The following is a 23,612-nucleotide window of genomic DNA, read 5'->3' as shown; positions in this document are numbered from 1 at the left end:
CTGTTCCTTCCGGGCTGCTTCAGAGCGGGGCGTCGACGTCGACCAGCACGCGCTGGCCGTCGACGGTCACGGGGTAGACGGGGACGGGCTGGACGGCGGGCGGGCCGGTGGGCTTGCCGGTGCGCAGGTCGAAGCGGGAGCCGTGGAGCCAGCACTCGATCGTGCAGTCCTCCACCTCCCCGTCCGACAGCGAGACGGCGCCGTGCGAGCAGATGTCGCTGATGGCGTGGAGCTCGCCGGCCGAGTCGCGCACCAGCGCGACCTCGACCGTGCCGTGCTCAGCCTCGAGCTCCACGCGAAGGGTGCCCTCGACGGGCACGTCCTCGTCGTAGCAGGCCAGCTGGGCGCTCATGCACGCTCCGTCGTGAGGGACACCTCGGAACCCTCGACGTGGCCGCCCTCGGAGAGCGCGTCCAGCACGCTCATCGACTTCTCGAGCTCGCGCTCGATCGCCTCGATGAGGCGCTCCTCGATCGACGGGACGCCGATCTCGTGGATGAGCTCCGCGAAGAAGCCGCGCACCACGAGGCGACGCGCGTCGGTCTCCGGGATGCCGCGGGCGCGCAGGTAGAAGAGCTGCTCGTCGTCGAACCGGCCGGTCGCGCTCGCGTGACCGGCGCCCTCGATGAGACCGGTCTCGATCTCGAGGTTGGGCACCGAGTCGGCGCGGGCACCGTCGGACAGGACCAGGTTGCGGTTGAGCTCGTACGTGTCGGTGCCCTCGGCGGCCGCGCGGATGAGCACGTCACCGACCCACACCGTGTGCGCACCCTCGCCCTGCAGGGCACCCTTGTACGTGACGCGCGAGATGCAGTTGGGCACCGCGTGGTCGACGAAGAGGCGCTGCTCCTGGTGCTGGCCGGCGTCGGCGAAGTACAGGCCGACCATCTTCACGTTCGCGCCCTCACCGACGAACTCGGCGTCGGGGGTGATCCGCACGACGTCGCCGCCGAGCGTCACCGCGATGTGCTTGACCGTGGCGTCGCGGCCGATGCGCAGCCGGTGCGAGGAGGCGTGGATCGACCCCTCGGCCCAGTCGTGCACCGTGACGACGGTCAGGTGGGCGCCCTCGTCGGCGACGATCTCGACGGTCTCGGTGAGCGCGGCGTGGCCGACGTGGTCGATGACGACGACGGCCTGCGACAGCGCCTCGGCGTGCACCAGCAGGTGGGTGGCGCTCGGCTCGAGCGAGGCCTCGTGCGTGCCGGCTCCCTCGACGCCCTCGATGCGGATCGACGTCACCTCGGAGGCGACGGCCTCGCGCGGGATCGTGACGATCGTGGCGCGCGGGAACGAGGCCCACGCGACGGCCGCGGTGCGGTCGCCGGGCTCCCCGGCCTTGCCGAGGCGGGTGTCGTCGCGCTCGACGATCTCGACGCGCACCTCGGGCGCCTCGACGACCGTGGTGAGCACGCCGTGGCCGCTGAGCACGCCGTCCGAGTCGGCCGCGAACAGCGGGGCGAGCCGGCCGACGGGGGCGAAGCGCCACTCCTCCTCGCGCCCGTTGGGCACGGCGAAGTCGGCCACGTCGAACGACGTGGGGCGGGACGCGCGCGAGGCCTCGGGCAGCGGCCCGACCCCGTGCGAGTGGCTCCCGTCGGCGGTGGCCTTGGAGTGGTCCGTCGACAGGGAGTCTGTTGCGGTCGTCATCAGCCGACGGCCCCTTCCATCTGCAGCTCGATGAGGCGGTTCAGCTCGAGGGCGTACTCCATGGGCAGCTCGCGGGCGATGGGCTCGACGAACCCGCGCACGATCATGGCCATGGCCTCGGTCTCGGGCATGCCTCGGGACATCAGGTAGAACAGCTGGTCCTCGCTCACGCGCGACACGGTCGCCTCGTGGCCCATCGACACGTCGTCCTCACGGACGTCCACGTACGGGTACGTGTCCGAGCGGGAGATCTGGTCGACCAGCAGGGCGTCGCAGAGCACGTTCGACGCCGAGTGGTGGGCGCCCTCGAGCACCTGGACCAGTCCGCGGTAGGACGTGCGGCCACCGCCGCGCGCGACCGACTTGGAGACGATCGAGCTGGAGGTGTGCGGCGCGGCGTGCACCATCTTGGCGCCGGCGTCCTGGTGCTGACCCGCCCCGGCGAACGCGATGGACAGCGTCTCGCCGCGCGCGTGCTCGCCCAGCAGGTAGATGGCCGGGTACTTCATGGTCACCTTGGAGCCGATGTTGCCGTCGACCCACTCCATGGTGGCGCCCTCGGCCGCGGTCGCCCGCTTGGTCACGAGGTTGTACACGTTGTTCGACCAGTTCTGGATGGTCGTGTACCGGACGCGCGCGTTCTTCTTGACGATGATCTCGACGACAGCGGAGTGCAGCGAGTCGCTCGAGTACACCGGAGCGGTGCAGCCCTCGACGTAGTGCACGTACGAGCCCTCGTCCGCGATGATCAGCGTCCGCTCGAACTGGCCCATGTTCTCGGTGTTGATCCGGAAGTAGGCCTGCAGCGGGATGTCCACGTGGACGCCCGGCGGGACGTAGACGAACGAGCCGCCCGACCAGACGGCCGTGTTGAGGGACGCGAACTTGTTGTCCCCGGGCGGGATGACCGAGCCGAAGTACTGCTCGAAGATCTCCGGGTGCTCCTTCAGAGCCGTGTCGGTGTCGAGGAAGATGACGCCCTGCTCCTCGAGCGACTCCTGGATCTGGTGGTAGACGACCTCGGACTCGTACTGCGCGGCGACGCCGGCGACGAGGCGCTGCTTCTCGGCCTCCGGGATGCCCAGGCGGTCGTAGGTGTTCTTGATGTCGTCCGGCAGGTCCTCCCAGCTGGTGGCCTGCTTCTCCGTGGAGCGCACGAAGTACTTGATGTTGTCGAAGTCGATGCCCGACAGGTCCGAGCCCCACCAGGGCATGGGCTTCTTGTCGAACAGGCGCAGCGACTTCAGGCGCGTCTTGAGCATCCACTCGGGCTCGTTCTTGAGCGCGGAGATCTCCCGGACCTTGGCCTCGGACAGGCCACGGGTCGCGGTCGCGCCGGCCGTGTCGGCGTCGTGCCAGCCGTAGTTGTAGTTCCCGATGGAGGCGATGGCCTCGTCCTGGGTCATCTGCGGCGCGTTGGCCGCAGTGCTGTCGGTCTGTGCACTCATGCTTGATGTCCTTCCACGGAGAGCACGGGGTGGGCAGAGGCGTTCGTGTGGGTGGCGTTCGAGATCGGGATGTTCGTGGTGCAGACGTGGCCACCGCCGGCCAGCGTCGAGAGGCGCTGCACGTGCACGCCGAGCAGGCGGGAGAACGCCCGCGCCTCGGCCTCGCAGAGCTGGGGGAACTCGTGGGCGACGTCCTGCACGGGGCAGTGGCCCTGGCACAGCTGCATGGCGGCTCCACCCGGGGCGGGCCGCGCCGTCGCCGCGTAGCCGTCGGCGGCCAGACCGTCGGCGAGCACACGCACGCGCGCCGCGACGTCCGGTCCGGCGGCGGCGACGGCCTCGGCGTGCCGCTCCTCGAGCTCGCGCACCCGCTGCTCCGCGAAGCCCTGGACGGCCTGGGCCCCGGCGGTCTCGGCGAGGAAGCGCAGCGCCTGGCTGGCCAGCTCGGAGTACCGGTGCGACAGCGCGGACTGGCCGCGGTTGGTCACCACGTAGCGGCGTGCGGGACGGCCGCGACCCTTCGGGCCGTTGGCGGCGTCGTGCATGGCGATCTGGTCGGTGGACTCGAGCACGCCCAGGTGGCGACGGATTCCGGCCGGAGCGAGGTCCAGCTGCGCGGCGAGCTCGGCGGCCGACACCGGGCCGGCGGCCGCGATGATCTGCAGCACGCGCTGGCGGGTGCCGGCGTCCGGGTCCGGGCCGGTCGCGTCGGGCAGGAGGTGGTCGACCGCGGGCAGCGTCGCGTTCATGCACACCTCCGTCGGATCTCGTCGGGCAGAGCAGCCGCGCACGGGTCGCACGAGAAAAGGGGCTGCGATATTGGCAACATCCTTGTTGTCAATATCCATCCCCGCAAGCAAGGTGAGCCTTCGCTCAGGGTCGCGTCCCTCACACCGGGCGACGTCCGCGTGCGCCCTAGACTTCCCTCTCGTGCCCGACTCCCCCGCGCTCGAGATCTCCGGGCTCGTCAAGCGCTACGGCGGCCGTGCCGTCGTCGACGGGCTCGACCTCGTCGCCCACCGCGGTCAGGTGACCGCCGTCCTCGGGCCCAACGGTGCAGGCAAGACCACGACGATCGAGTGCTGCGAGGGCCTCCGGGAGCCCGACGGCGGTTCGGTACGCGTCCTGGGCCAGGATCCGCTCGCCCACGCTCGCGACCTGCGGCCCCGGGTGGGCGTCATGCTCCAGGACGGCGGCCTGCCGACGGGCGTCAAGGCGCACGAGATGCTCGCGCACGTCGCGCGGATGTACGCCGACCACCGGGACCTGGGCGAGCTGACCGAGCGCCTCGGGCTCGCCTCCTTCGCCCGCACCACGGTTCGGCGACTCTCCGGGGGTCAGCGCCAGCGCCTCGCGCTCGCCGCCGCGATCGTCGGCCGGCCCGAGGTCGTGTTCCTCGACGAGCCCAGCGCCGGCATGGACCCGCAGACCCGGCACGCCGTCTGGGACCTCGTGCGCGAGCTGCGCGACGAGGGCGTCGCCGTGGTCCTCACCACGCACCTCATGGACGAGGCGGAGGACCTCGCCGACCACGTCGTCGTGGTCGACCACGGACGCGTGATCGCCGAGGGCTCGGTGTCCTCACTCGTCTCGTCCGCCGACGACCGCACCCTGCGGCTCGAGACCACGCCCGGGCTCGCCCTGCACGACGCGCTGGGCACCGGCTTCGACGTCACCGAGCCGCGCGACGGCTCGTACACGGTCACCGGTGCCGTCGACCCCGACGCGGTCGCGGCGGTGACGTCCTGGCTCGCCGCGCAGGGGGCGCTGGCCACCCGGTTGACCGTCGGGCGACGCACCCTCGAGGACGTGTTCCTCGACCTGACCGGACGGAACCTGCGATGAGCACCGCGGCACCCGCGTCCCAGCGCGTCCTCGCGCAGACCGCGTTCGAGGCGCGCGCCATCCTGCGCAACGGCGAGCAGCTGCTCGTCACGATCATCGTGCCCGTGCTGGTGCTCGTGGGTCTGTCGAGGGTGACCGCGATCGACCTGGACACCGGCGGCGCCAGCCGGATCGACTTCCTCACGCCCGGCATCCTGGCGCTCGCGGTGATGACCTCGTCGTTCACCTCGCAGGCCATCGCGTCCTCGTTCGACCGCCGCAACGGGGTGCTCCGACTCCTGTCCACCACGCCCCTCGGGCGCGGCGGGCTGCTCGCGGGCAAGGTGCTCGGCGTCCTCGTGGTCGAGCTCGTGCAGGTCCTCGTGATCGGCGCGGTCGCCCTCCTGCTCGGCTGGCGCCCCGACCCCGCGGGCATCGCCCTGGCCGTGGTGGCGATCGTCCTCGGCACCGCCGCCTTCACCGCCCTCGCGCTGCTCGTCGCCGGGACGCTGCGCGCCGAGGCGGTGCTCGCGCTCGCCAACCTGCTGCTGCTCGTCCTCGCGGTCGCCGGTGGGGTGGTCATCCCCGCCGAGCAGCTGCCCGGCCCGATGGCGCACATCGCCCTGCTGCTCCCCTCGGGCGCCCTCGGGGAGGCGATGCGCGAGACGCTGATGCACGGCGTCCTGCCCGCCTGGTCGGTCGTGGTCCTCGTCGGCTGGACTGCCGCGCTGGGCTGGGGTGCGAGCCGGCTGTTCCGCTGGCACTGAGCGCGGCTCCGCCGGCACGGAGCGCTGTGACGAGCCTCGCCCGCGGTCCGGTCCGGCGCGCGGTGACCGGACCGTAGGCTGGTCGTCGTGAGCTCGTCCCCCGCCCTCGACACCCGCCAGTCGACCCTGGACAGGTTCCGCGACCGGTGGACCTGGACCGCCGTCGTCGCCAACCTCGTCGGGCAGATCGTCATCATCGTCACCGGCGGCGCGGTGCGGCTCACGGCCTCCGGCCTCGGGTGCTCCACGTGGCCCCAGTGCGAGCCCGGCCAGTTCACCCCCCAGCTCCACAGCGCGACGTCGTTCCACCCGTACGTCGAGTTCGGCAACCGGACCGTCAGCGTGCTGCTCGTGGCCGTCGCCGCCGTCGTGGCCGTGCTCGTGGTGCTCGACCGGCGCCGTCCGTGGTCCTACCGGCGCCTGGGCCTGGTCCCCGTGGTCGGCGTGCTGATCCAGGCGGTCATCGGCGGGATCACCGTGCTGGTGGACCTGCACCCCGCGATCGTCGGCAGCCACCTGCTCATCTCGATGGCGCTCGTCGCATTCTCGGCGTGGCTGGTCGTGCGCACCCGCGAGGGTGACGGCCCGGCCGTCCCGCTCGTCGACCGCACGACGACGCTCGTCGTCCGCGTGCTCGTCGCGCTCACCGCCGTGGTCCTCGTCCTGGGCGTCGTCGTCACCGGTGCCGGGCCGCACTCGGGCGACGACGAGGTCGGCTACCGGTTCGACGTCGACCCCTGGACCATGTCGAAGCTGCACGCGGCCTCTGTCTGGGCGTTCGTCGCCGTGCTCGTCGTCGTGCTGGTGCTCCTGCGCCGCCGCGGGGTCACCGGGCGCCCCTGGACCACCGGGCTGGTGCTCCTCGCCGTGACCCTCGGCCAGGGCGCCATCGGGTACGTCCAGCTGTTCACCGGCCTGCCGATCGCGCTGGTCAACCTGCACATGCTCGGCGCGGCGCTGCTCGCGACCGCGGTGACGTTCTTCGTCGGGAGCCTGCGCACGCGCGACGCCTGACCAGGTTCGTCCTGGTATCTGGTGTTGTCGTGTCGGTGGTCTCTCCTAGCCTCGAACCATGGCAGACGCGATCACCGCCCAGGGACTCGTCAAGCGCTACAAGACCGTCACGGCCCTCGACGGGGTCGACCTGGCCGTGCCCACCGGCTCCGTGCTGGGGCTCCTCGGCCCCAACGGGGCGGGCAAGACGACCATCGTCCGCATCCTCACCACGCTCCTGCAGCCCGACGCCGGGTCCGCGACCGTGGCCGGGGTGGACGTCCTGACCAAGCCGCGGGACGTCCGGCGCCGCATCGGCCTGTCCGGCCAGTACGCCGCCGTCGACGAGTACCTCACCGGCTTCGAGAACCTCGACATGATCGGCCGGCTGTACCACCTGGGCGCCAAGCGCTCCCGGGCGCGGGCTCGGGAGCTGCTCGCGTCGTTCCGGCTCGAGGACGCGGCGGACCGTCCGTCCAAGACCTACTCGGGAGGCATGCGCCGCCGGCTCGACCTCGCCGGCGCGCTGGTCGCGGACCCGCCGATCATCTTCCTCGACGAGCCCACCACGGGGCTGGACCCGCGCGGCCGCACCGAGATGTGGGAGGTGATCCAGAACCTCGTCGCCGGCGGCACCACGCTGCTGCTCACCACGCAGTACCTCGAGGAGGCGGACCTCCTGGCCGACGACATCGTGGTCATCGACCACGGGCGGATCATCGCGCAGGGCACGGCCGACCAGCTCAAGATGCAGGTCGGCGGCGAGCGGCTCGAGCTCACGGTCCGCGACCCGGTGACGTTGTTGCGAGCCCGCGACCTGCTCGAGCCCCTCGGGGTGGGCAAGGCGGCGCTGGACGAGGGCCGCCGCACCCTGCTGATGCCGATCAGCGGCGGAGCGCAGGTGCTCACCGAGGCGCTGCGTGTCCTCGACGACGCGCAGATCGGCATCGACGACGTCGGGCTGCGCCGGCCCACGCTGGACGACGTGTTCCTGTCGCTCACCGGGCACGCGAGCGAGGAGCAGGACGCCGGCCCCGAGGAGTCACCGCCGCCACCGCCGGCCGAACCCACCGGACCGGGCCGTCACGCGGCCGCCGCCCACGAGTCCTCCACCGGAGGTGCCTGATGGCCGCGCCCACCGTGTTCTCGGACAGCTACGTCGTCGCCAAGCGCAACATCATCAAGATCAAGCGCGTCCCCGACCTGCTGGTCTTCACCACGCTCTCGCCGATCATGTTCGTCCTGCTGTTCGCCTACGTGTTCGGCGGCGCGATCGACGTGCCGGGCGGTGCCGACGCCGACGCGTACCGCGAGTTCCTCATGGCCGGGATCTTCGCCCAGACGGTCATCTTCGGCGCCACCATCACCGGCGCCGGGCTGGCGGAGGACATCAAGAAGGGGATCATCGACCGGTTCCGGTCGCTGCCCATGGCGCCGTCCGCCGTGCTGACGGGTCGCACCATCTCGGACGTGGCCAACAACATCCTGGTGCTCATCGTCATGTCGCTGACGGGACTGCTGGTGGGCTGGGGCATCCACAGCTCCGTCGCCGAGGCGGCGCTCGGGTTCCTGCTGCTGCTGATCTTCTCGTACTCGATCTCGTGGATCATGGCGTGGCTGGGGATGCTGGTGCCCAGCGTCGAGGTGTTCAACAACGCCACGTTCATCGTGATCTTCCCGCTGACGTTCGTCGCCAACACGTTCGTGCCGCTCGAGACGCTGCCCGCGCCGCTGCAGACGTTCGCCGAGTGGAACCCGGTGTCGGCGGTCACGCAGGCGTCCCGCGAGCTGTTCGGCAACATCCCGGAGGGGGTGCCGACGCCGGACGCGTGGCCGCTGCAGCACTCGGTGGTCTACACGCTGATCTGGTCGGCGATCTTCATCATCGTGTTCGTCCCGCTGGCCAACCTCCAGTACCAGCGCTCGACCAGCCGCTGAGCCCGGGCGTCGACGGTGCCGACCCCGGCACCGTCGACGCTCAGAGCGTCACAGCCTCCAGCGTCGACCACCCACGCGCGCGCGCCGCGGCCGCGGCGAGCACGCCGGTGACGGCCGTCGGGCTGTGCAGGTGCCCGGACAGCGCGGCCTCCACGGCGTCGTCGAGCGGGACCCAGACCGGCACCATGCCGGCTTCCTCGTCCGTCCGCGTGTGCAGGTCGGCCTCCGCCACGGGCCGCAGGTCGCGGGCGAGGAACACCCGGATCCGCTCGTTCGAGCCGCCCGGCGTGGTGAAGAAGTCCACGAGCCGCCACCAGGAGCCCGCCACCAGGTCGGCCTCCTCCGCGAGCTCGCGTGCGGCGGCCACGGCGAGCTCCTCGTCCGGGACGTCGCGCAGCCCCGCGGGCGGCTCCCAGAGCTCGGAGCGCACCGGGTGCCGGTACTGCGAGAGCAGCAGCACGCGGTCGTCGTCGTCGAGCGCGATGACCGCGACCGCCCCGGGGTGCGACACGTACTCGCGGAGCACCTGCGTCTCGCCGAGGTCCACCACGTCGCCGACCAGGTCGAAGATCTTCCCCGCGTGGATCACGTCGTGCGACACGACCGGGCGGGGCGCCTCGACGTCAGCGAGCATCAGGACTCGTCACCGCGCTGCGCGAGGGCTGCCTCGACGAGCCCGGCGAACAGCGGGTGCGCCCGCGTCGGACGCGACTTGAACTCGGGGTGCGCCTGCGTGGACACGTAGTACGGGTGCACGTTCTTCGGCAGCTCGACGAACTCGACCAGCGAGGTGTCGGGCGAGACCCCCGAGATGACCAGGCCGGCGTCCTCGAGCTTGTCGCGGTACGCGTTGTTCACCTCGTAGCGGTGCCGGTGCCGCTCGGACACCCGGGTCGCCCCGTAGGCCTCGGCGACCACGGACCCGGGCGTCAGGACTGCCTCGTAGGCGCCCAGACGCATGGTGCCACCGAGGTCACCGTCGCCACCGACGATCGCGAGCTGCTCAGCCATCGTGGCGATCACCGGGTGCGCGGGGTCGGCGTCGAACTCGGAGGACGACGCCCCCTCGAGCCCGAGGACCGTGCGGGAGTACTCGATGACCATGCACTGCAGACCCAGGCAGATGCCGAGCGTCGGGACGAGGTTCTCGCGCGCCCAGCGCAGTGCACCGAGCTTGCCCTCGATGCCGCGCACGCCGAACCCGCCGGGCACGAGCACCGCGTCCACGCCCTCGAGTGCGAGCCGGGCACCCTCGGGTGTCTGGCAGTCGTCCGAGGTGACCCACCGGATGACGACCTTGGTGTCGTGGTGGAAGCCGCCGGCGCGCAGGGCCTCGGTGACGGACAGGTAGGCGTCGGGGAGGTCGATGTACTTGCCGACGAGGGCGACCTCGACGCGGTGGGCGGGCTGGTGCACACGGTGCAGCAGCTCGTCCCAGCCCTTCCACTCGACGTCGCGGAACGGGAGGCTGAGCCGCTGCACGACGTAGGCGTCGAGGCCCTCCGAGTGCAGGACCCGCGGGATGTCGTAGATGCTCGGTGCGTCCTTGGCGGTGACGACACCCTCGATGTCGACGTCGCACATGAGCGCGATCTTGCGCTTGGTGGACTCCGGGACGTCGCGGTCGGCGCGCAGCACGATCGCGTCGGGCTGGATGCCGATGCTGCGCAGCGCGGCGACCGAGTGCTGGGTCGGCTTGGTCTTGAGCTCGCCCGAGGGGCCGATGTAGGGCACCAGGGAGACGTGCAGGAAGAAGCAGTTGTCGCGGCCCAGGTCGTGACGCACCTGGCGGGCGGCCTCGAGGAACGGCAGCGACTCGATGTCGCCGACCGTGCCGCCGATCTCCGTGATGATCACGTCGATGTCGGAGTTCGCCTGCTGGCGCATCCGCGTCTTGATCTCGTCGGTGATGTGCGGGATGACCTGCACCGTGTCACCGAGGTACTCGCCGCGACGCTCCTTGGCGATCACCTGCGAGTAGACCTGGCCCGTGGTCACGTTGGCCGAGCCGACGAGGTCCACGTCCAGGAACCGCTCGTAGTGCCCCACGTCGAGGTCCGTCTCCGCACCGTCCTCGGTGACGAAGACCTCGCCGTGCTGGAACGGGTTCATGGTGCCCGGGTCCACGTTGAGGTACGGGTCGAGCTTCTGCATCGTGACGCGGAGGCCACGGGAGCGAAGGAGTCGGCCGAGGCTGCTCGCCGTCAGGCCCTTGCCGAGGGAGGAAGCGACACCCCCGGTGACGAAGATGTGCCGGGTCGTGGAATCCGACCGCCCGGAGAGTCGATGCGCGCGCTCTGTCACGGGATTCCAACCTACCCGACGAACGCCCTCTCCCGGAGCACGGCGCGGGGTGAGTCCGGACACGTGCTGCCCCTACAGGAGCGGCGCGCCCGGGTTCGCGGGGTCGGGGACCCGGTCCGTGGCCGGCCGCGGTTCCGCCTCGATGCGCCGGAAGTCCCGCAGGGTCCCGCGATCCCCGGCGGCGAGCGCGCCCGCGACGACGAGGGCGGCGATGATCCCGCCGCCCGCGGCCGCACCGAGCGCGGTCAGCACACCGTGCCCCGCCAGCTCGATGACGGCATCCACCACCCACCGGCCGACGAGGGCACCGAGCCCGGCACCGAGCCCGAGCACCAGAGCGCTGCGCAGCAGGCCTGCCGTGGCAGCACGGCCCGCCGCGCGGCGCAGCAGGACCACCGCGACCGTGCCGCCGACGAGCATCCCGAGGGAGCTGGCCTGGGCGAGCGCGAGGAGCGTCGCCTCCGGGTCGTTCCCGGCGGGCGCCCGCGCCGCGGCGAGCAGGGGCGTCGCGACGGCGACGGTCCCCCAGCCCGCGACGTTGGCCGTGATGGCGGCGCGGCCCCGCTCGAGCGCGTAGAGGGCGCGGGATGCGTGGAACATCAGCGCGAAGCCGAGCAGACCCGGCATGAGCCAGGTGATCGTCAGCGTCATGGCGCGCATGCCGGGGCCGCCGTCGGCGATGAACACGAAGACGTTCGTGACCGCGGGAGCGGCGGCGGCGAGGGCGGCCCCGCCGAGTGCAGCGGCGGCCAGGACCGCGCGCGTGGTCCCGGACGCCATCCGCGCGAACGACTCGTGCTCACCGGACGCCGCACGCTGCGCGAGCCGGGGGAACGTCGACGTCGCCAGCGGCACCACCAGCACCGCGTACGGCAGCAGGTACACCTGCTGCGACCACAGGTAGACCGACCAGGTGCCGGCGTTCCCTCGGTCGGCGGCCACCAGCAGCGCCACCAGCACCGAGAGCTGCTGGGCCACCAGCGAACCCACCCCGGCGAAGGCGAGGGCAGCGAGGCGTCGACCCGTGCCCTCGGGGAAGCGCAGGGTCGGCCGGATGCGCACGCCCAGGCGCCGGACCGGCACGAACATCGGGAAGCACATCGCCGCGACGCCCAGCGTGGTCCCCCACCCGAGCACCGCCAGCGCCTCGGACGTGACGGCCGCAGGGTCGTCGAGCTCCCCGCCGGCGAGCGCCGCGTAGACCAGGTAGGTCGCGATGACGACGACGGACGACAGCACGGGGGCGAACGCCGGCCAGAAGAACTTCTTGTGCGCCTGGAGCACCGCGTAGAGGAGCACCGCGATGCCGTACATGGGCACCTGGACCGCGAAGACGGCGATGAAGTACTGGAGCAGGTCACGCTGCGCGTCGTCGAGGCGCCCCGGCCACACCGAGGCGATGAGCCCGCTGGAGGCGGCGAGTGCGGCGCCGAGAGGCACGAGCACCAGGAGCGTCCAGCCGAAGGTGGCGGAGGTGATCGCGTCGATGTCCTTGCGCAGGCCACGGGCGACCGGCAGCGCGAGCAGCGGGACGAGCGCGCCGGCCAGCGCGCCGCCGGCTGCCACCTCGAACAGCACGTTCGGCAGGGTGTTGGCCGCGTTGTAGACCCCGCCGATAGCGCCGTCGTGGAACGCGTGGGCCTGGACGAGGTACCGGCCGAACCCGAGCACCCGGCTCAGGACGGTGACGGCGGCGATCATCGCGGCCGCGCCGCCGAGCCCGGCGAGCGTGCGCCGCGCCGCGGGGCTCACCCGGACCGGTCCGCGGGCGGGCCGACGGGCCGCCGGCCCCAGCCGTCGATGTCGCGCAGCACCGGCGTGCGCTCGATGACCCGCGTGAAGCTGATCTTCTCGCTGGCGACGGTGAGACCGACGACGACCGCGAGGCAGGCGAGCCGGACCGGCCGCGGGGCGCTCAGCACCACGGCGGCGCCCAGCGTGGCGCCCACGGCGTTGGCACCGCCGTCGCCGAGCATGTCGGCCTCGGCCAGGTCCTGGTCCATCGCGGCCCCGACCACACCGAGCACCGAGGCACCGGCCCCCGCGCCACCGCCCGGCCCGAGCGCGAGCGGAGCCGCGACGAGCGTGGCCGCCTTGAGGGCGCGTCCCGGACGCAGGTCGAGGAGGTTCACCAGGTTGGCGCTCGAGGCGATCAACGCTCCGGATGCGGCGACGTCCGCGAGCCAGCCGACCGTCGAGCGCCGCGTGCCGTCCGTTCGGTGCACCGGCGTCGCCGCAGCGGCGGCGACGAGCGCGCCGCCGCCGATGCCGAGGACCTTGAGGCCACCGGTCGTGAGCTGCCCGCGCGCGAGGGCGCCGAGGTGGCCGCGCAGACCCTTGCGCCGCGATGAGGAGTCCTCGCCGAGGTCGTCGACCAGGCCGAAGGCCGCGCCGGACGCGGTCGCGAGCGTGAGCGCGACGGCCGCTCGCGGCGACGGCGCGCCGACGAGTCCGGCGGCGAGCAGTCCCGCGGCCACCGACGGCCCTTCGAGCAGGCTGATCGGCTCTCCGCGGTGGTTCGTACGGGTCCAGCGCGCCTGCCCGCCGGGAGCCTGGTGGTCGAACGCGCCGCGCACGACCGCGGTCACCGCACTCGCGACGGCGCCCGTGAGGACGCGACGCGCGACGCCTACCGTCATCCCTCGGTCCCGGCAGTCGACTCCGCACCCTCGGGCAGCCGCGGCGTGCGGTCGACCGGCGGGAGCACCACGGCCGCCGGCAGCGGGGTCTCGTCGTCACCGAACCCGTAGTGACCGTTGGTGCCGGCGATCCGACCGGCCAGGGCGAGAGGCACGTTGACCTGCCCGGTGACGACGGCGGTCCCGGAGACGGTGGTGATCGTGGCGGCCAGGTCCTGGTCGGCCAGCACGGCGTCCGTGAGGCTGCCCTCGCCGCGCGGCCCGTCGGCCAGGACGGCCCCGGTCGAGAGCTCCTGCGCGGCGCTGAGGACCGCGAGCTGGGCCACGACGGTCGACTCCGACGGCGCGGGGCTCGGGGTCGCGTCCGCGGCGGCCTCCTCCCGGGGCACGCCGATGACGACGATCGCGTCGGCAGGCACGGTGACCTGGTCGGCCACGGTGACCAGGGGGCTGTCGCTCTCGCTCGACGAGAGGAGCTCGAGCAGCACGGAGGCGTCGTCGGACAGCACGTCCGGGTTGCTCGGGTCCGACGTGACGAGGGCCTGCACCAGCGCCGAGGCGAGCTCGTCCTCGACGCCCGCGTCGTCGGCCGGCACCGGGTCGAGGTACGTGAGCAGCTGGCCGACCAGCGCCTGCCGGAACGTGCGCGCGTCAGGGTCCATCCACGTGTCCGTCAACGTGACGTGGGCCGTGACGCTGGCGCCCGACTGGGTCAGGCGCGTGTCGATCGCGGTGCGGACCGCCTCGTCGACCTCACCGAGCGCGATCACGGCGACCCGGCGGTCCGGCAAGGTGCCGTCGAGGAGCTGCGGACCGGCGGCGTCGATGTAGGTCTCGGCGTCCTGGAGCTCGCCCGACGTGGTGTCGAGCTCGGCCCGGAGCGCGTCCTTCTCGCCGCGGAGCTGCTCGACCTGGCCGGTGAGGGTGTCGCCGATCGTCTCCTTGAGCGGGCCGGCACCCAGGGCGATGCCGACGGCCAGCGCCAGGAAGACCGAGATGAGCGAGACGATGTGGTAGCGGAAGTCGATCACGGTGCGAGGTCTCCGTCGGGTACGTCGCCGGCGTTCACCGGGACCAGGTGCAGGGCGGGGGCGGCGGTGCTCATCCGAAGAGTCCGCTCACCCACGACGTGATGTCGTCGATACGGGCGCCCGAGAGGCCGATCAGGGTCTGGCCCGCCGCGGTCGACGCGAGCGCCACGCCGAGGGCGAGCAGGCCCGCGAGGACCAGGAGGGTGAGCTGCAGGTTGGAGATGCGGTTCCGGTAGAGCCGCGAGACGCCCTTGGCGTCGACCAGCTTGCTGCCGACCCGCAGTCGCGTGAGGAAGGTGCTCGCCATGCCCGACCGGCCCTTGTCCAGGAACTCGACGAGCGTGGCGTGCGTCCCGACCGCCACGATCAGCTCGGCGCCCTTGTCGTCGGCGAGCAGCATGGCGACGTCCTCGCTGGTGCCGGTGGCGGGGAATACGACGTGCTTGACGTCGAGCTGTTCCACTCGCGCGAGCCCGGGCGCGCGACCGTCGCGGTAGGCGTGCACCACCACCTCCGCGCCGCACGTCAGGGCGCGGTCGGATACGGAGTCCATGTCTCCGACGATCAGGTCGGGCTTCCAGCCGGCGTCGAGGATCGCGTCCGCTCCCCCGTCGACGCCGATGAGCACCGGCCGGTACTCGCGGATGTAGGGCCGCAGCGTGACCAGGTCTTCCTTGTAGTGGTAGCCGCGGACCACGATGAGCACCTGCCGACCGTCGATCACGGTGGAGATGTCGGGCACGCCGACCCCGTCGAGGAGCAGGTCCCGCTCGCGGCGCAGGTAGTCCATCGTGTTCGCGGCGAACGACTCCAGCTGCACGGAGAGGCCGGCACGGGCCTCCTCCATCGCGGCGGCGACCGTCGCCTCGGTCTGCAGGACACCCTCCGCGACCAGCGTCTCGCCCTCGTAGACGGCACCGTCCACGATCCGGAGCCGGTGGCCCTCGGTCAGGGACATGACGTCCGCACCGAGGTCGTCGATCAGGGGGATGCCGGCCTCGATGAGGATCTCCGGGCCGAGGTTCGGGTAGCGACCCGACGTGGAGCGCGCAGCGTTGAGCACGGCGGTGGGCTGGCACGCGACCAGCGCCTCGGCGGACACACGGTCGAGGTCCAGGTGGTCGATGACGGCGATGTCACCGGGGCGCAGACGCTTGGTCAGCCCCTTGGTCCGGGGGTCGACACGTGCCGGACCGGCGACGACGCCGGCTTCGGGCAGGGCGGTGCGCTTGCGCAGGGAGGCTCTCATCGCCGCTCATCGTCCCACGGACGAGAGCTCGAGCAGTTCTGCGGCGTGCGTCCGCGCGGCGTGCGAGTCCTCCTGGCCGGACAGCATGCGGGCGAGCTCGCGCACACGGTCCTCCTGCGTGACCAAGCGCACGTCCGACTCGGTGACCACGTCCACCCCGTCGGCCGTCGACTTGGTGACGACGAGGTGCCGGTCGGCGAACGCCGCTACCTGCGCGAGGTGCGTCACGACGAGCACCTGGCTGCCCTGCGCGAGTGACGACAGCCGACGTCCCACCTCGACCGCGGCCCGACCGCCGACGCCCGCGTCGACCTCGTCGAACACGAACGTCCCCGGCCGTGTCGCGCCCGGCGCGGTGGCCAGCGCCACCTCGATGGCCAGCATGACGCGGGACAGCTCCCCACCGGACGCGCCCTTGCCCAGCGCGCGAGCGGGCGCGCCCGCGTGTGGCACCAGGAGCATCTCGACCTTGTCGGCGCCGTGCGGTCCGGGCTCGTCGGCCGGCTCGACGACCACGCGCAGCTCGGCTCCACCCATCGCCAGGCCCGCCAGCTCCTCGGACACCACCGCGGACAGACGCTCGGCGCCGGCGCGTCGCCCGCTCGTCAACCGGTCCGCGAGCGTGTCGAGCTCGGCGCGCAGGCGAGCGCGTTCCTCCCGCAGCTCGTCGATCCGCTCCTCCCCGCCGTCGAGGTCGAGCAGACGGCGACCGGCGGTGTCCGCCCAGGCCAGCACCTCCGCGACCGTCGACCCGTAGCTCCGGGTGAGGCTGCCCAGCTCGGCGCGCCGGCGCTGGGCTGCCTCGAGGCGCAGCGGGTCGGCCTGCAGGTCCTCCAGGTAGGCGGCGAGGTCCGTCGACACGTCCGCGAGCAGGTAACCCGCCTCCGCGATGCGGGTGGCGAGCGCGGCGAGCGCCGGGTCGTGGCTGCCCTCGTGCTCGAGCAGCCGGCGCGCGAGCTCGATCGTCCCGACCGCCGTCCCCTCGTCCGTCCCGTCGTCGCCGCCGACGAGCGCGGTGTGCGCCCCGGCCGCGGCCGTCCGCAGGTCCTCGGCGTGCGACAGCCGCTCGACCTCGTCGGCCAGCGTCACGTCCTCGTCCGGCTGCGGGTCCACCCGCTCGACCTCCGCCAGCCCGAGGCGCAGCAGCTCCGCCTCCCGCGTGCGGTCCCGCGCCCGGTCGACGAGGTCCGTGAGCTCCGCCTCCACGCGTGCCCGCTGCGCCCACGCACCGCGGTAGCTCGCGAGCACCTCGCGGTGCGCCGGACCGACGAACTCGTCGAGCGCCTCCCGCTGCACCGCGGGCGAGCGCAACCGGGCCTGGTCGGCCTGGCCGTGCACCGTGACCAGCTCGTCCGCCAGCTCCGCGAGAAGCCCTTGAGGCACGGACCGACCGCCCACGAACGCACGGGAGCGGCCGGTGGTGCCGTCCGAGCCGGCACCGACCGTCCGCAGGAGCACGAGGCTCCCGTCGTCGTCCAGAGCGGCACCGGCCTCGGCGGCGCGCGCGAGCGCAGGAGCACCGGCGTCGAGCACCACCCGGCCCTCGACGGAGGCCGACGCCGACCCGACCCGCACGGTCGCCGGGTCGGCCTTGCCGCCGAGCAGGAGGTTCAGCGCCGTCAGCACCATCGTCTTGCCCGCACCGGTCTCGCCCGTGAGCACCGTGAGCCCCGGGCCGAGCTCGACGTGCGCGCGGCCGATGACCCCGAGGTTCTCGATCCGGATCTCCTCGATCACGGTGCCACCTCCGGCTGCACGGCGCGCACGGGCCGCGGCGCGCTGGGCCGCCCGCGCCAGCCGTCGACCGGGAGACCGAACTTGTTCACCAGGCGCGTCGTGAACGGCGCCATCGTGAGCCGTGCGAGTCGCACGGGGACGGGGCTGCGGGTGACCTCCACCCGCGACCCCTTGGGCACCTCGAGCCGGCGGCGGCCGTCGAGCGTGACCAACCCGGCGGCGGGCGAGCGCTCCAGCACCTCCACCGCGAGGGTGCTCCGGGGACCGACCACCAGCGGCCGGGCGAACAGGGCGTGCGCCGACAGGGGCACCAGGATCATGCCGTCCACGTCCGGCCACACCACGGGGCCGCCGGCGGAGAACGCGTGCGCGGTGGACCCGGTGGCGGTCGCCGCGACGATCCCGTCGCAGCCGAACGACGACAGCGGGTGGCCGTCGACCTCGACGAGCACCTCGAGCATGCGCGATCGGTCCACCTTCTCCAGCGCCGCCTCGTTGAGCGCCCACCCGGTGCCGACGCTCCCGTCCGGCCGCAGCACCCGGACGTCGAGGGTGACGCGCTCCTCGACGACGAACTCGCCCGCGGTCAGTCGTCGAACCGCCTCCCCGAGGTCCTCACGCTCACTCTCGGCGAGGAACCCGACGTGACCGAGGTTCACGCCCAGCAGGGGCACGGACGTCCCCCGTGTGAGCTCGGCGGCCCGCAGGATCGTCCCGTCGCCACCGAGCACGATCGCCAGCTCGAACGCCGGCAGGTCGGCAGCGTCGGCGTCCTCCGCGGCCAGCACCGGCTCGACGCCCGCGCGCTCGAGCTCGCGCACCACCTCGCGGGTGGCCGCCACGGCTTCCTCGCGGCCACCGTGGGTGACCACCAGGGCGCGCCGGGTCACGGGGCCACCTCGGCGTCCGCGAGCACGGCGGCGGTGATCCGGTCGACGGGGACATCGACGGCCGCGTCGCCCTCCGGCCGCCGGAACCACACGAAGAACTCGACGTTGCCGCTCGGTCCCGGCAGTGGGCTGCGGACGACGTCGCGGACCTCCAGACCGAGCTCGGCACCGGCGCGCGCGACACCCAGGACGGCGTCGACCCACAGGCCGGGCAGACGCACCACACCACCCGAGCCGAGTCGCTCGCGCCCGACCTCGAACTGCGGCTTCACCATCAGCAGCAGGTCGGCGTCCGGCCGAGCGACGTCGACGAGCGCGGGAAGGACGAGGGTGAGCGAGATGAACGAGAGGTCGGCGACGACCAGCTCCGGGGCGGGGCTGACGTCCCCACGCGTCAGGGTGCGGACGTTGACGCCCTCGCGCACGTTCACCCGCGGGTCCGCACGCAGCTCGTCGACCATCTGGTCGTGACCGACGTCGACCGCCACGACGCCCGCCGCCCCGCGGCGCAGCAGCACGTCGGTGAATCCTCCGGTGCTCGCCCCCGCGTCGAGGCAGTGCCGGCCGGCGACCGCGGGACCGTCCGCGCCGAGCGCGTCGAGGGCACCTGCCAGCTTGTGCCCTGCGCGCGACGCGTAGCCCGGGTCACCGTCGTCGGACCGGACGGCGACCTGGCGCTCGTCCGTCACCTGCGCGGCGCTCCGCGAGACCGCGGAGCCATCGACGGTCACCCGACCGGCCGCGATCAGCTCTCCGGCGTGCCGCCGCGACCGGGCCAGTCCGCGGCGCACGAGCTCCGTGTCGAGGCGTGTGGTCACCGCGGGTCAGCCCTCCGCGTCCGCGAGCCGGTCCTGGAGCGCGCCGTGGACCGCGTCGAACACGGCGACGTGCGACCGCAGCGGCTGGTCCTCGAGGCCCACCAGCGTCGACAGTGCTTCGTCGACCGCCGCGTCCGAGGTCGAGCTCAGCCCGGGCACCTGTCCCGGTGTCACGTCCGTCCCGCCGGTCTCGCTCACTGCGCCGTCTCCTGAGGTGGTCGTCGTCCTGCGTCGGTCCCGGTCACGCGAGGATCACCGGCGGCGCTGCCGCCCGAGTCCGAGGTCCGGGACCGCGCCCACGCTACCTGCCGGAGCCGACCTCGACCGGTCGCCACACACAGGCGACCCCGCTCGCGATCACTCGCCGTCGAGCGCGGTCGCCAGCTCCGGGACCGAGGACGGGTCGAGCTCGACACCGGCGTCGACCGCGGTCCACGCCGCAGCGCACGCCGCGCGGACCACGTCGACCTGGCCCTCGACGGACGTGTCGGAGCCGCGACCCAGCTCGAGGCGACCCTCGACGACTCGCGCCGACGCCTCCCGCACGGTCCACCAGCCGTCCTCTCCCTGCTGGGGCTCGGGGTGGGCGACCAGCAGCGAGCGCAGGTCCGCGCCGATGAGGTGCGGCCGCTCCCCCGGCACCGCCAGCACGTCGTCGCGCGCCGAGCTCACGCCGGTCAGCACGTGCAGCCCGATGTAGCCGCCTGCGCGCGCACCGCCCAGGTCGGTGTCGAGCCGGTCGCCGATCACGAGCGTCTCGCGCGCGCCGACCCGCTCCACGGCCATCTGGTACATCGTCGGGGACGGCTTGCCCGCGCTGTCCGGGACCACGCCCGTCGCCGCCTGGACGGCGCCGACGAGCGATCCGTTCCCCGGCGCGAAGCCCCGCGCGGTCGGCAGGCTCAGGTCGAGGTTCGACGCCACGTGCCACGCACCGCGGCCGACGGCGTACGCCGCCTCCGCGAGCTGCGGCCAGCCCACCTCCGGCGAGAAGCCCTGCGCGACGGCTGCGGGCTCGTCGTCGGCGGAGTGCACGACCTCGTACCCGGCCAGCCGCACGGCGGTGACCAGCCCGGCGCCGCCGACGACCAGCACCTTCGACCCGCGCGGCAGCCGGGTGCGCAGCAGCTGCGCAGCCGCCTGCGCCGCGGTCATGACCTCGGAGGCGTGCGTGACGATCCCGAGGTCCGTGAGCTGGTCCGCGACGGACTCCGGCTCGCGCGACGCGTTGTTGGTGACGAACACCAGCCGCATCCCTCGCTCGCGCGCCGCCGTCAGCCCCTCGGCCGCACCGTCGATCGGCTCGTGACCGCGGTAGGCCACGCCGTCCAGGTCGACCAGCGCGAGGTCGAACCGGTCCGCGAGCGGTGTGGCCGAGCCGATGAGCCCCCCCGTCACCGACCGCCCTCCGCCTCGTCCGACCCCTGACCGCCCAGCAGCTGCTCCGGCTCCTCGTGCGGGCGGTCGCCGTCTGCGGGTGCGTCGGGCGTCTCGTCGAGGGCTCCGGCGACATCGTCGACCGGCTGCTCGGACTCGTCGGACGACACGTCGACCGACTCGTGCGCGTCGTCGGCGACGACATCGGTCTCGTCGTCGTCCTCGACCTCCTCGTCGTCCTCGTCGTCGTCGGCTGCGGCCGAGTCGTCCGCGACGGCGGGCGCCTCGAACGCGTCCTCGTCGTACTCGCCGTCCGCGTCGAACTCGCTGAGGTCGAACGAGACCACCTCGTCCTCGACCTCCACGTCACCCGCGGCTTCGTCGAGCTGGTCCTGCGTGTACGGCGCCAGCTCGGCCGCGGCCTCGTCGGTACGTCCGGCCGCCTCGAGCGCGGTCGCCCGCGCCTGAGCCACCCGCACGGCAACCAGACCGGTCGCGGCACGTACCGCCACGGTCGACAGGGCCGCCACGGCGGCATCGGCCTGACCGAGGTCCAGGCGCGCACCGCTGACGACGATCGCCAGCTCGATGCTCGACTCCGCATCGAGCGTCTCGGCCTCCGGCTCCTGCGCCAGGGCGAGCGCGCGCTCGGGCCTGCCCAGCCCACGCTCGCAGTCCGCCATGATCGCCAGGTGCTCCGACGACCCGTTCAACCGGCGCACCGTCCGCAGCTCGCGCAGCGCCTCGGCGTACCGACCCGTCCGGTAGGCAGCCAGACCGGCGGCCTCCCGCACGACGTCGACGCGCCCGGCACGGCGAACCGCGGCCTGGGCGTGCTCGTAGGCAAGCTCCGGCGCGGCGTCGAGCAGCCGGCCCACCATCACCAGGTGACGGCCGACGCCATCGGCGTTGTCCTTGCTCAGCGTGCGCAGCCGGCCGCGGACGGAACGGTCGAGGTCGCTGAACACGACCTCGTCCGGGATCTCGGGCGCGACGAGGCGCTCCTCCTGCGGCGGACGCGTGAGCCGCCGGTCGTCGGTCGCCGGACGCTCCGCGCCCGCGCCGTACCCAGCGCGCGGAGCGGAACGGTCGTCGCGCACGGGCCGTCCGCCGGGGGGCCGACGATCGCCCGTCGCGGGGCGGTCGCTGCGGTTGCCCGAGGCGGGCGGACGAGACGACGAGCGCTCGGGGCGGTCGCTCCGGTCGGAGTACGAGGGGCGCTGACCACCGGACGCCGGACGGTCGCCGGACGGACGTCGGTCGGCCCCGCCGGCCGGACGGCCTCCCCGATCCGGTCGGTCGCCGCTCGAGCGCCGGTCATCGGCCGGACGGCTGCCGTAGGACGGCCGGTCCCCGCCGCGGTTCCGGTCCCCAGCGGGGGGACGGTCGCCGTAGGACGGGCGGTCCCCGCCTGAGCGCTGCCCGTACGAGGGACGGTCGCCACCGGAACGGTCTCCATAGGAGGGACGGTCACCCGAGGGGCGACCACCACCCGAACGATCACCGTAGGTGGGGCGGTCACCCTGGGGACGACCACCACCGGAACGGTCACCGTAGGACGGGCGGTCACCCTGAGGGCGGCCACCACCGGAACGGTCACCGTAGGAGGGACGGTCACCCTGAGGGCGGCCACCACCGGAACGGTCACCGTAGGACGGGCGGTCACCCTGGGGACGACCACCACCGGAACGGTCACCGTAGGAGGGACGGTCACCCTGGGAACGACCAACGGAACGATCGCCGTACGACGGGCGGTCTCCGGAAGGTCGGTTGCCGTACGCGGGACGGTCCCCGCCGGAGCGGTTGCCGTAGGACGGGCGGTCACCCTGGGGACGACCACCAGAGCGGTCACCGTAGGACGGTCGGTCACCCGAGGGGCGACCACCACCGGAACGGTCACCGTAGGACGGGCGGTCACCCTGGGGACGACCACCAGAGCGGTCGCCGTACGACGGGCGGTCTCCGGAAGGTCGGTTGCCGTACGCGGGGCGGTCCCCGCCGGAGCGGTTGCCGTAGGCGGGACGGTCGCCGCTGCCAGCTCGCTCGCCAGCAGGGCGGTTTCCGTATGCCGGGCGGTCACCCGAGGGGCGGTCTCCGTACGCGGGCCGAGCGCCGGAAGGTCGGTTCCCGTAGGACGAGCGGTCGCCGCCGCGGCTGGTTCCACCGGAGCGATCTCCGAAGCCCGTTCGATCGCCCGACGGACGACCGTAGCTCGGCCGATCCCCGCTGGGACGGTCACCGTACGACGGTCGGTCGGCTCCACGGCCGCGGTCACCCGCGCCGGAGCGGTCACCGTACGGGGGGCGGCCGCTGCCGGAACGGTCGCCGTAAGACGGGCGGTCCGCACCCGGACGCCCGCTGCCGGACGGCCGGAACCCGCGGTCGTCGCCGGCCGGACGCCCGCCGGACGACGGGCGGTAGCCCCGGTCTCCGCCCGAGCTCGGACGCGCGCCACCGTAGGAACCGCCGCCACGACCGGACGAACCGCCGCGAGGCGCGCCGCCGCCCTGCGAGCCACGCGGGCCTCGTGCCGAGCTGCTGCGTTCGCCGTCGGGTCGACCGCGGCTCGCTCCACCCGATCGACCCCGGTCGTCGGGTGTGCCCTCGGCACGATTCTCGCTGTTCATCTGTGTGCTCTCCTCGTCGCGATCGACCGCCCCATCGTCTCATCCCCTGCTCCGGACGCCGAACGGCGGCCGAGTGGGCCGCGCCGAAAATGGCGGAGCGGGGACGACACTGCGGTGAATAGTGCTGATCAATACGCCCGACGTCGCGCGCACAGAACATTCTTGGGAAACAGAAGAAGCCACCCCCGTCGGGGGTGGCTTCTCCTGAATGATGTCCGGCGGCGTCCTACTCTCCCACACCCTGGCGAGTGCAGTACCATCGGCGCTGAAGGGCTTAGCTTCCGGGTTCGGAATGGGACCGGGCGTTTCCCCTTCGCTAT

The 23,612-nt window shown here is 73.1% G+C and carries 21 protein-coding genes and 1 rRNA gene; 5 read left to right on the top strand and 17 right to left on the bottom strand.

Annotated features, from left to right (window positions below; all coding sequences use genetic code 11):
• Positions 1-19: 19 nt before the first annotated feature.
• The 4 genes from ASD18_RS15125 to ASD18_RS15110 are packed head-to-tail and all read right to left on the bottom strand — an operon-like array spanning position 20 to position 3,847.
• Entirely contained in the window at positions 20-352 is a 333-nt protein-coding gene (locus ASD18_RS15125) for a non-heme iron oxygenase ferredoxin subunit (protein WP_056093842.1), read from the bottom strand.
• On the bottom strand, positions 349-1,650 hold the full coding sequence (sufD, locus tag ASD18_RS15120) for a Fe-S cluster assembly protein SufD (protein ID WP_056093839.1): 1,302 nt from the start codon (positions 1,648-1,650) through the stop codon (positions 349-351). Before sufD ends, ASD18_RS15125 begins: the two co-directional genes overlap by 4 nt.
• Entirely contained in the window at positions 1,650-3,098 is a 1,449-nt protein-coding gene (gene sufB, locus ASD18_RS15115) for a Fe-S cluster assembly protein SufB (RefSeq protein ID WP_056093837.1), read from the bottom strand. Before sufB ends, sufD begins: the two co-directional genes overlap by 1 nt.
• Positions 3,095-3,847, bottom strand: a complete 753-nt coding sequence (locus ASD18_RS15110) for a metalloregulator ArsR/SmtB family transcription factor (protein ID WP_056093834.1) — start codon at positions 3,845-3,847, stop codon at positions 3,095-3,097. Before ASD18_RS15110 ends, sufB begins: the two co-directional genes overlap by 4 nt.
• Before the next feature lie 181 nt (positions 3,848-4,028).
• Here ASD18_RS15110 and ASD18_RS15105 point away from each other — a divergent pair, with 181 nt between their 5' ends.
• The 5 genes from ASD18_RS15105 to ASD18_RS15085 all read left to right on the top strand — a co-directional run bounded on the left by ASD18_RS15105 (position 4,029) and on the right by ASD18_RS15085 (position 8,620).
• Positions 4,029-4,943 (top strand): ABC transporter ATP-binding protein, encoded by a 915-nt coding sequence (locus ASD18_RS15105; RefSeq protein ID WP_056093829.1) that lies wholly within the window; start codon positions 4,029-4,031, stop codon positions 4,941-4,943.
• Positions 4,940-5,689 (top strand): ABC transporter permease, encoded by a 750-nt coding sequence (locus ASD18_RS15100; RefSeq protein ID WP_056093823.1) that lies wholly within the window; start codon positions 4,940-4,942, stop codon positions 5,687-5,689. Before ASD18_RS15105 ends, ASD18_RS15100 begins: the two co-directional genes overlap by 4 nt.
• 87 nt (positions 5,690-5,776) lie before the next feature.
• Positions 5,777-6,703, top strand: a complete 927-nt coding sequence (locus ASD18_RS15095; RefSeq protein WP_056093818.1) for a heme A synthase — start codon at positions 5,777-5,779, stop codon at positions 6,701-6,703.
• Positions 6,704-6,761: 58 nt separating this feature from the next.
• Complete coding sequence (locus tag ASD18_RS15090; RefSeq protein WP_082574119.1) at positions 6,762-7,808, top strand: ATP-binding cassette domain-containing protein; 1,047 nt, start codon at positions 6,762-6,764, stop codon at positions 7,806-7,808.
• Positions 7,808-8,620, top strand: coding sequence for an ABC transporter permease (locus tag ASD18_RS15085; RefSeq protein WP_056093815.1), 813 nt, complete (start codon positions 7,808-7,810; stop codon positions 8,618-8,620). The genes ASD18_RS15090 and ASD18_RS15085 overlap by 1 nt, the downstream gene beginning before the upstream one ends.
• 40 nt (positions 8,621-8,660) lie before the next feature.
• On the opposite strand, the gene ASD18_RS15080 is transcribed toward ASD18_RS15085, so the two are convergent.
• The 13 genes from ASD18_RS15080 to rrf form a co-directional block, all read right to left on the bottom strand.
• Complete coding sequence (locus ASD18_RS15080) at positions 8,661-9,254, bottom strand: NUDIX domain-containing protein (protein WP_056093811.1); 594 nt, start codon at positions 9,252-9,254, stop codon at positions 8,661-8,663.
• A complete protein-coding gene (locus ASD18_RS15075) occupies positions 9,254-10,924 on the bottom strand; it encodes a CTP synthase (RefSeq protein WP_056093809.1) in 1,671 nt (556 codons plus the stop codon). Before ASD18_RS15075 ends, ASD18_RS15080 begins: the two co-directional genes overlap by 1 nt.
• Positions 10,925-10,996: 72 nt before the next feature.
• A complete protein-coding gene (gene murJ / locus ASD18_RS15070) occupies positions 10,997-12,676 on the bottom strand; it encodes a murein biosynthesis integral membrane protein MurJ (RefSeq protein ID WP_056093807.1) in 1,680 nt (559 codons plus the stop codon).
• Positions 12,673-13,563 carry a hypothetical protein gene (locus tag ASD18_RS15065; RefSeq protein ID WP_056093804.1) on the bottom strand — a complete coding sequence of 297 codons (891 nt, stop codon included), beginning with the start codon at positions 13,561-13,563 and terminating at the stop codon, positions 12,673-12,675. The genes murJ and ASD18_RS15065 overlap by 4 nt, the downstream gene beginning before the upstream one ends.
• Positions 13,560-14,594: a copper transporter gene (locus ASD18_RS15060; protein WP_056093800.1), complete on the bottom strand. Its 1,035-nt coding sequence runs from the start codon at positions 14,592-14,594 to the stop codon at positions 13,560-13,562. Before ASD18_RS15060 ends, ASD18_RS15065 begins: the two co-directional genes overlap by 4 nt.
• Before the next feature lie 70 nt (positions 14,595-14,664).
• Complete coding sequence (steA, locus tag ASD18_RS15055) at positions 14,665-15,843, bottom strand: putative cytokinetic ring protein SteA (RefSeq protein ID WP_056093797.1); 1,179 nt, start codon at positions 15,841-15,843, stop codon at positions 14,665-14,667.
• 6 nt (positions 15,844-15,849) lie between these two features.
• Positions 15,850-17,580: a DNA repair protein RecN gene (gene recN / locus ASD18_RS15050; RefSeq protein WP_056093793.1), complete on the bottom strand. Its 1,731-nt coding sequence runs from the start codon at positions 17,578-17,580 to the stop codon at positions 15,850-15,852.
• Positions 17,577-18,470 carry an NAD kinase gene (locus ASD18_RS15045; RefSeq protein ID WP_056093790.1) on the bottom strand — a complete coding sequence of 298 codons (894 nt, stop codon included), beginning with the start codon at positions 18,468-18,470 and terminating at the stop codon, positions 17,577-17,579. Before ASD18_RS15045 ends, recN begins: the two co-directional genes overlap by 4 nt.
• Positions 18,467-19,288, bottom strand: a complete 822-nt coding sequence (locus ASD18_RS15040) for a TlyA family RNA methyltransferase (protein ID WP_056093787.1) — start codon at positions 19,286-19,288, stop codon at positions 18,467-18,469. The genes ASD18_RS15045 and ASD18_RS15040 overlap by 4 nt, the downstream gene beginning before the upstream one ends.
• A 6-nt stretch (positions 19,289-19,294) precedes the next feature.
• Positions 19,295-19,486 carry a hypothetical protein gene (locus tag ASD18_RS15035; protein ID WP_056093784.1) on the bottom strand — a complete coding sequence of 64 codons (192 nt, stop codon included), beginning with the start codon at positions 19,484-19,486 and terminating at the stop codon, positions 19,295-19,297.
• A gap of 159 nt (positions 19,487-19,645) precedes the next feature.
• Positions 19,646-20,686 (bottom strand): HAD-IIA family hydrolase, encoded by a 1,041-nt coding sequence (locus tag ASD18_RS15030; protein WP_056093781.1) that lies wholly within the window; start codon positions 20,684-20,686, stop codon positions 19,646-19,648.
• Positions 20,683-21,765: a hypothetical protein gene (locus tag ASD18_RS15025; protein WP_082574117.1), complete on the bottom strand. Its 1,083-nt coding sequence runs from the start codon at positions 21,763-21,765 to the stop codon at positions 20,683-20,685. Before ASD18_RS15025 ends, ASD18_RS15030 begins: the two co-directional genes overlap by 4 nt.
• 1,740 nt (positions 21,766-23,505) lie before the next feature.
• Positions 23,506-23,612 (bottom strand): 5S ribosomal RNA (gene rrf, locus ASD18_RS15020); the annotation flags it as partial.

Origin of the sequence: Cellulomonas sp. Root137, from assembly GCF_001426725.1 — a bacterium.
Taxonomy (GTDB): domain Bacteria; phylum Actinomycetota; class Actinomycetes; order Actinomycetales; family Cellulomonadaceae; genus Cellulomonas.
This window is presented reverse-complemented; position numbering and strand designations above follow the sequence as displayed.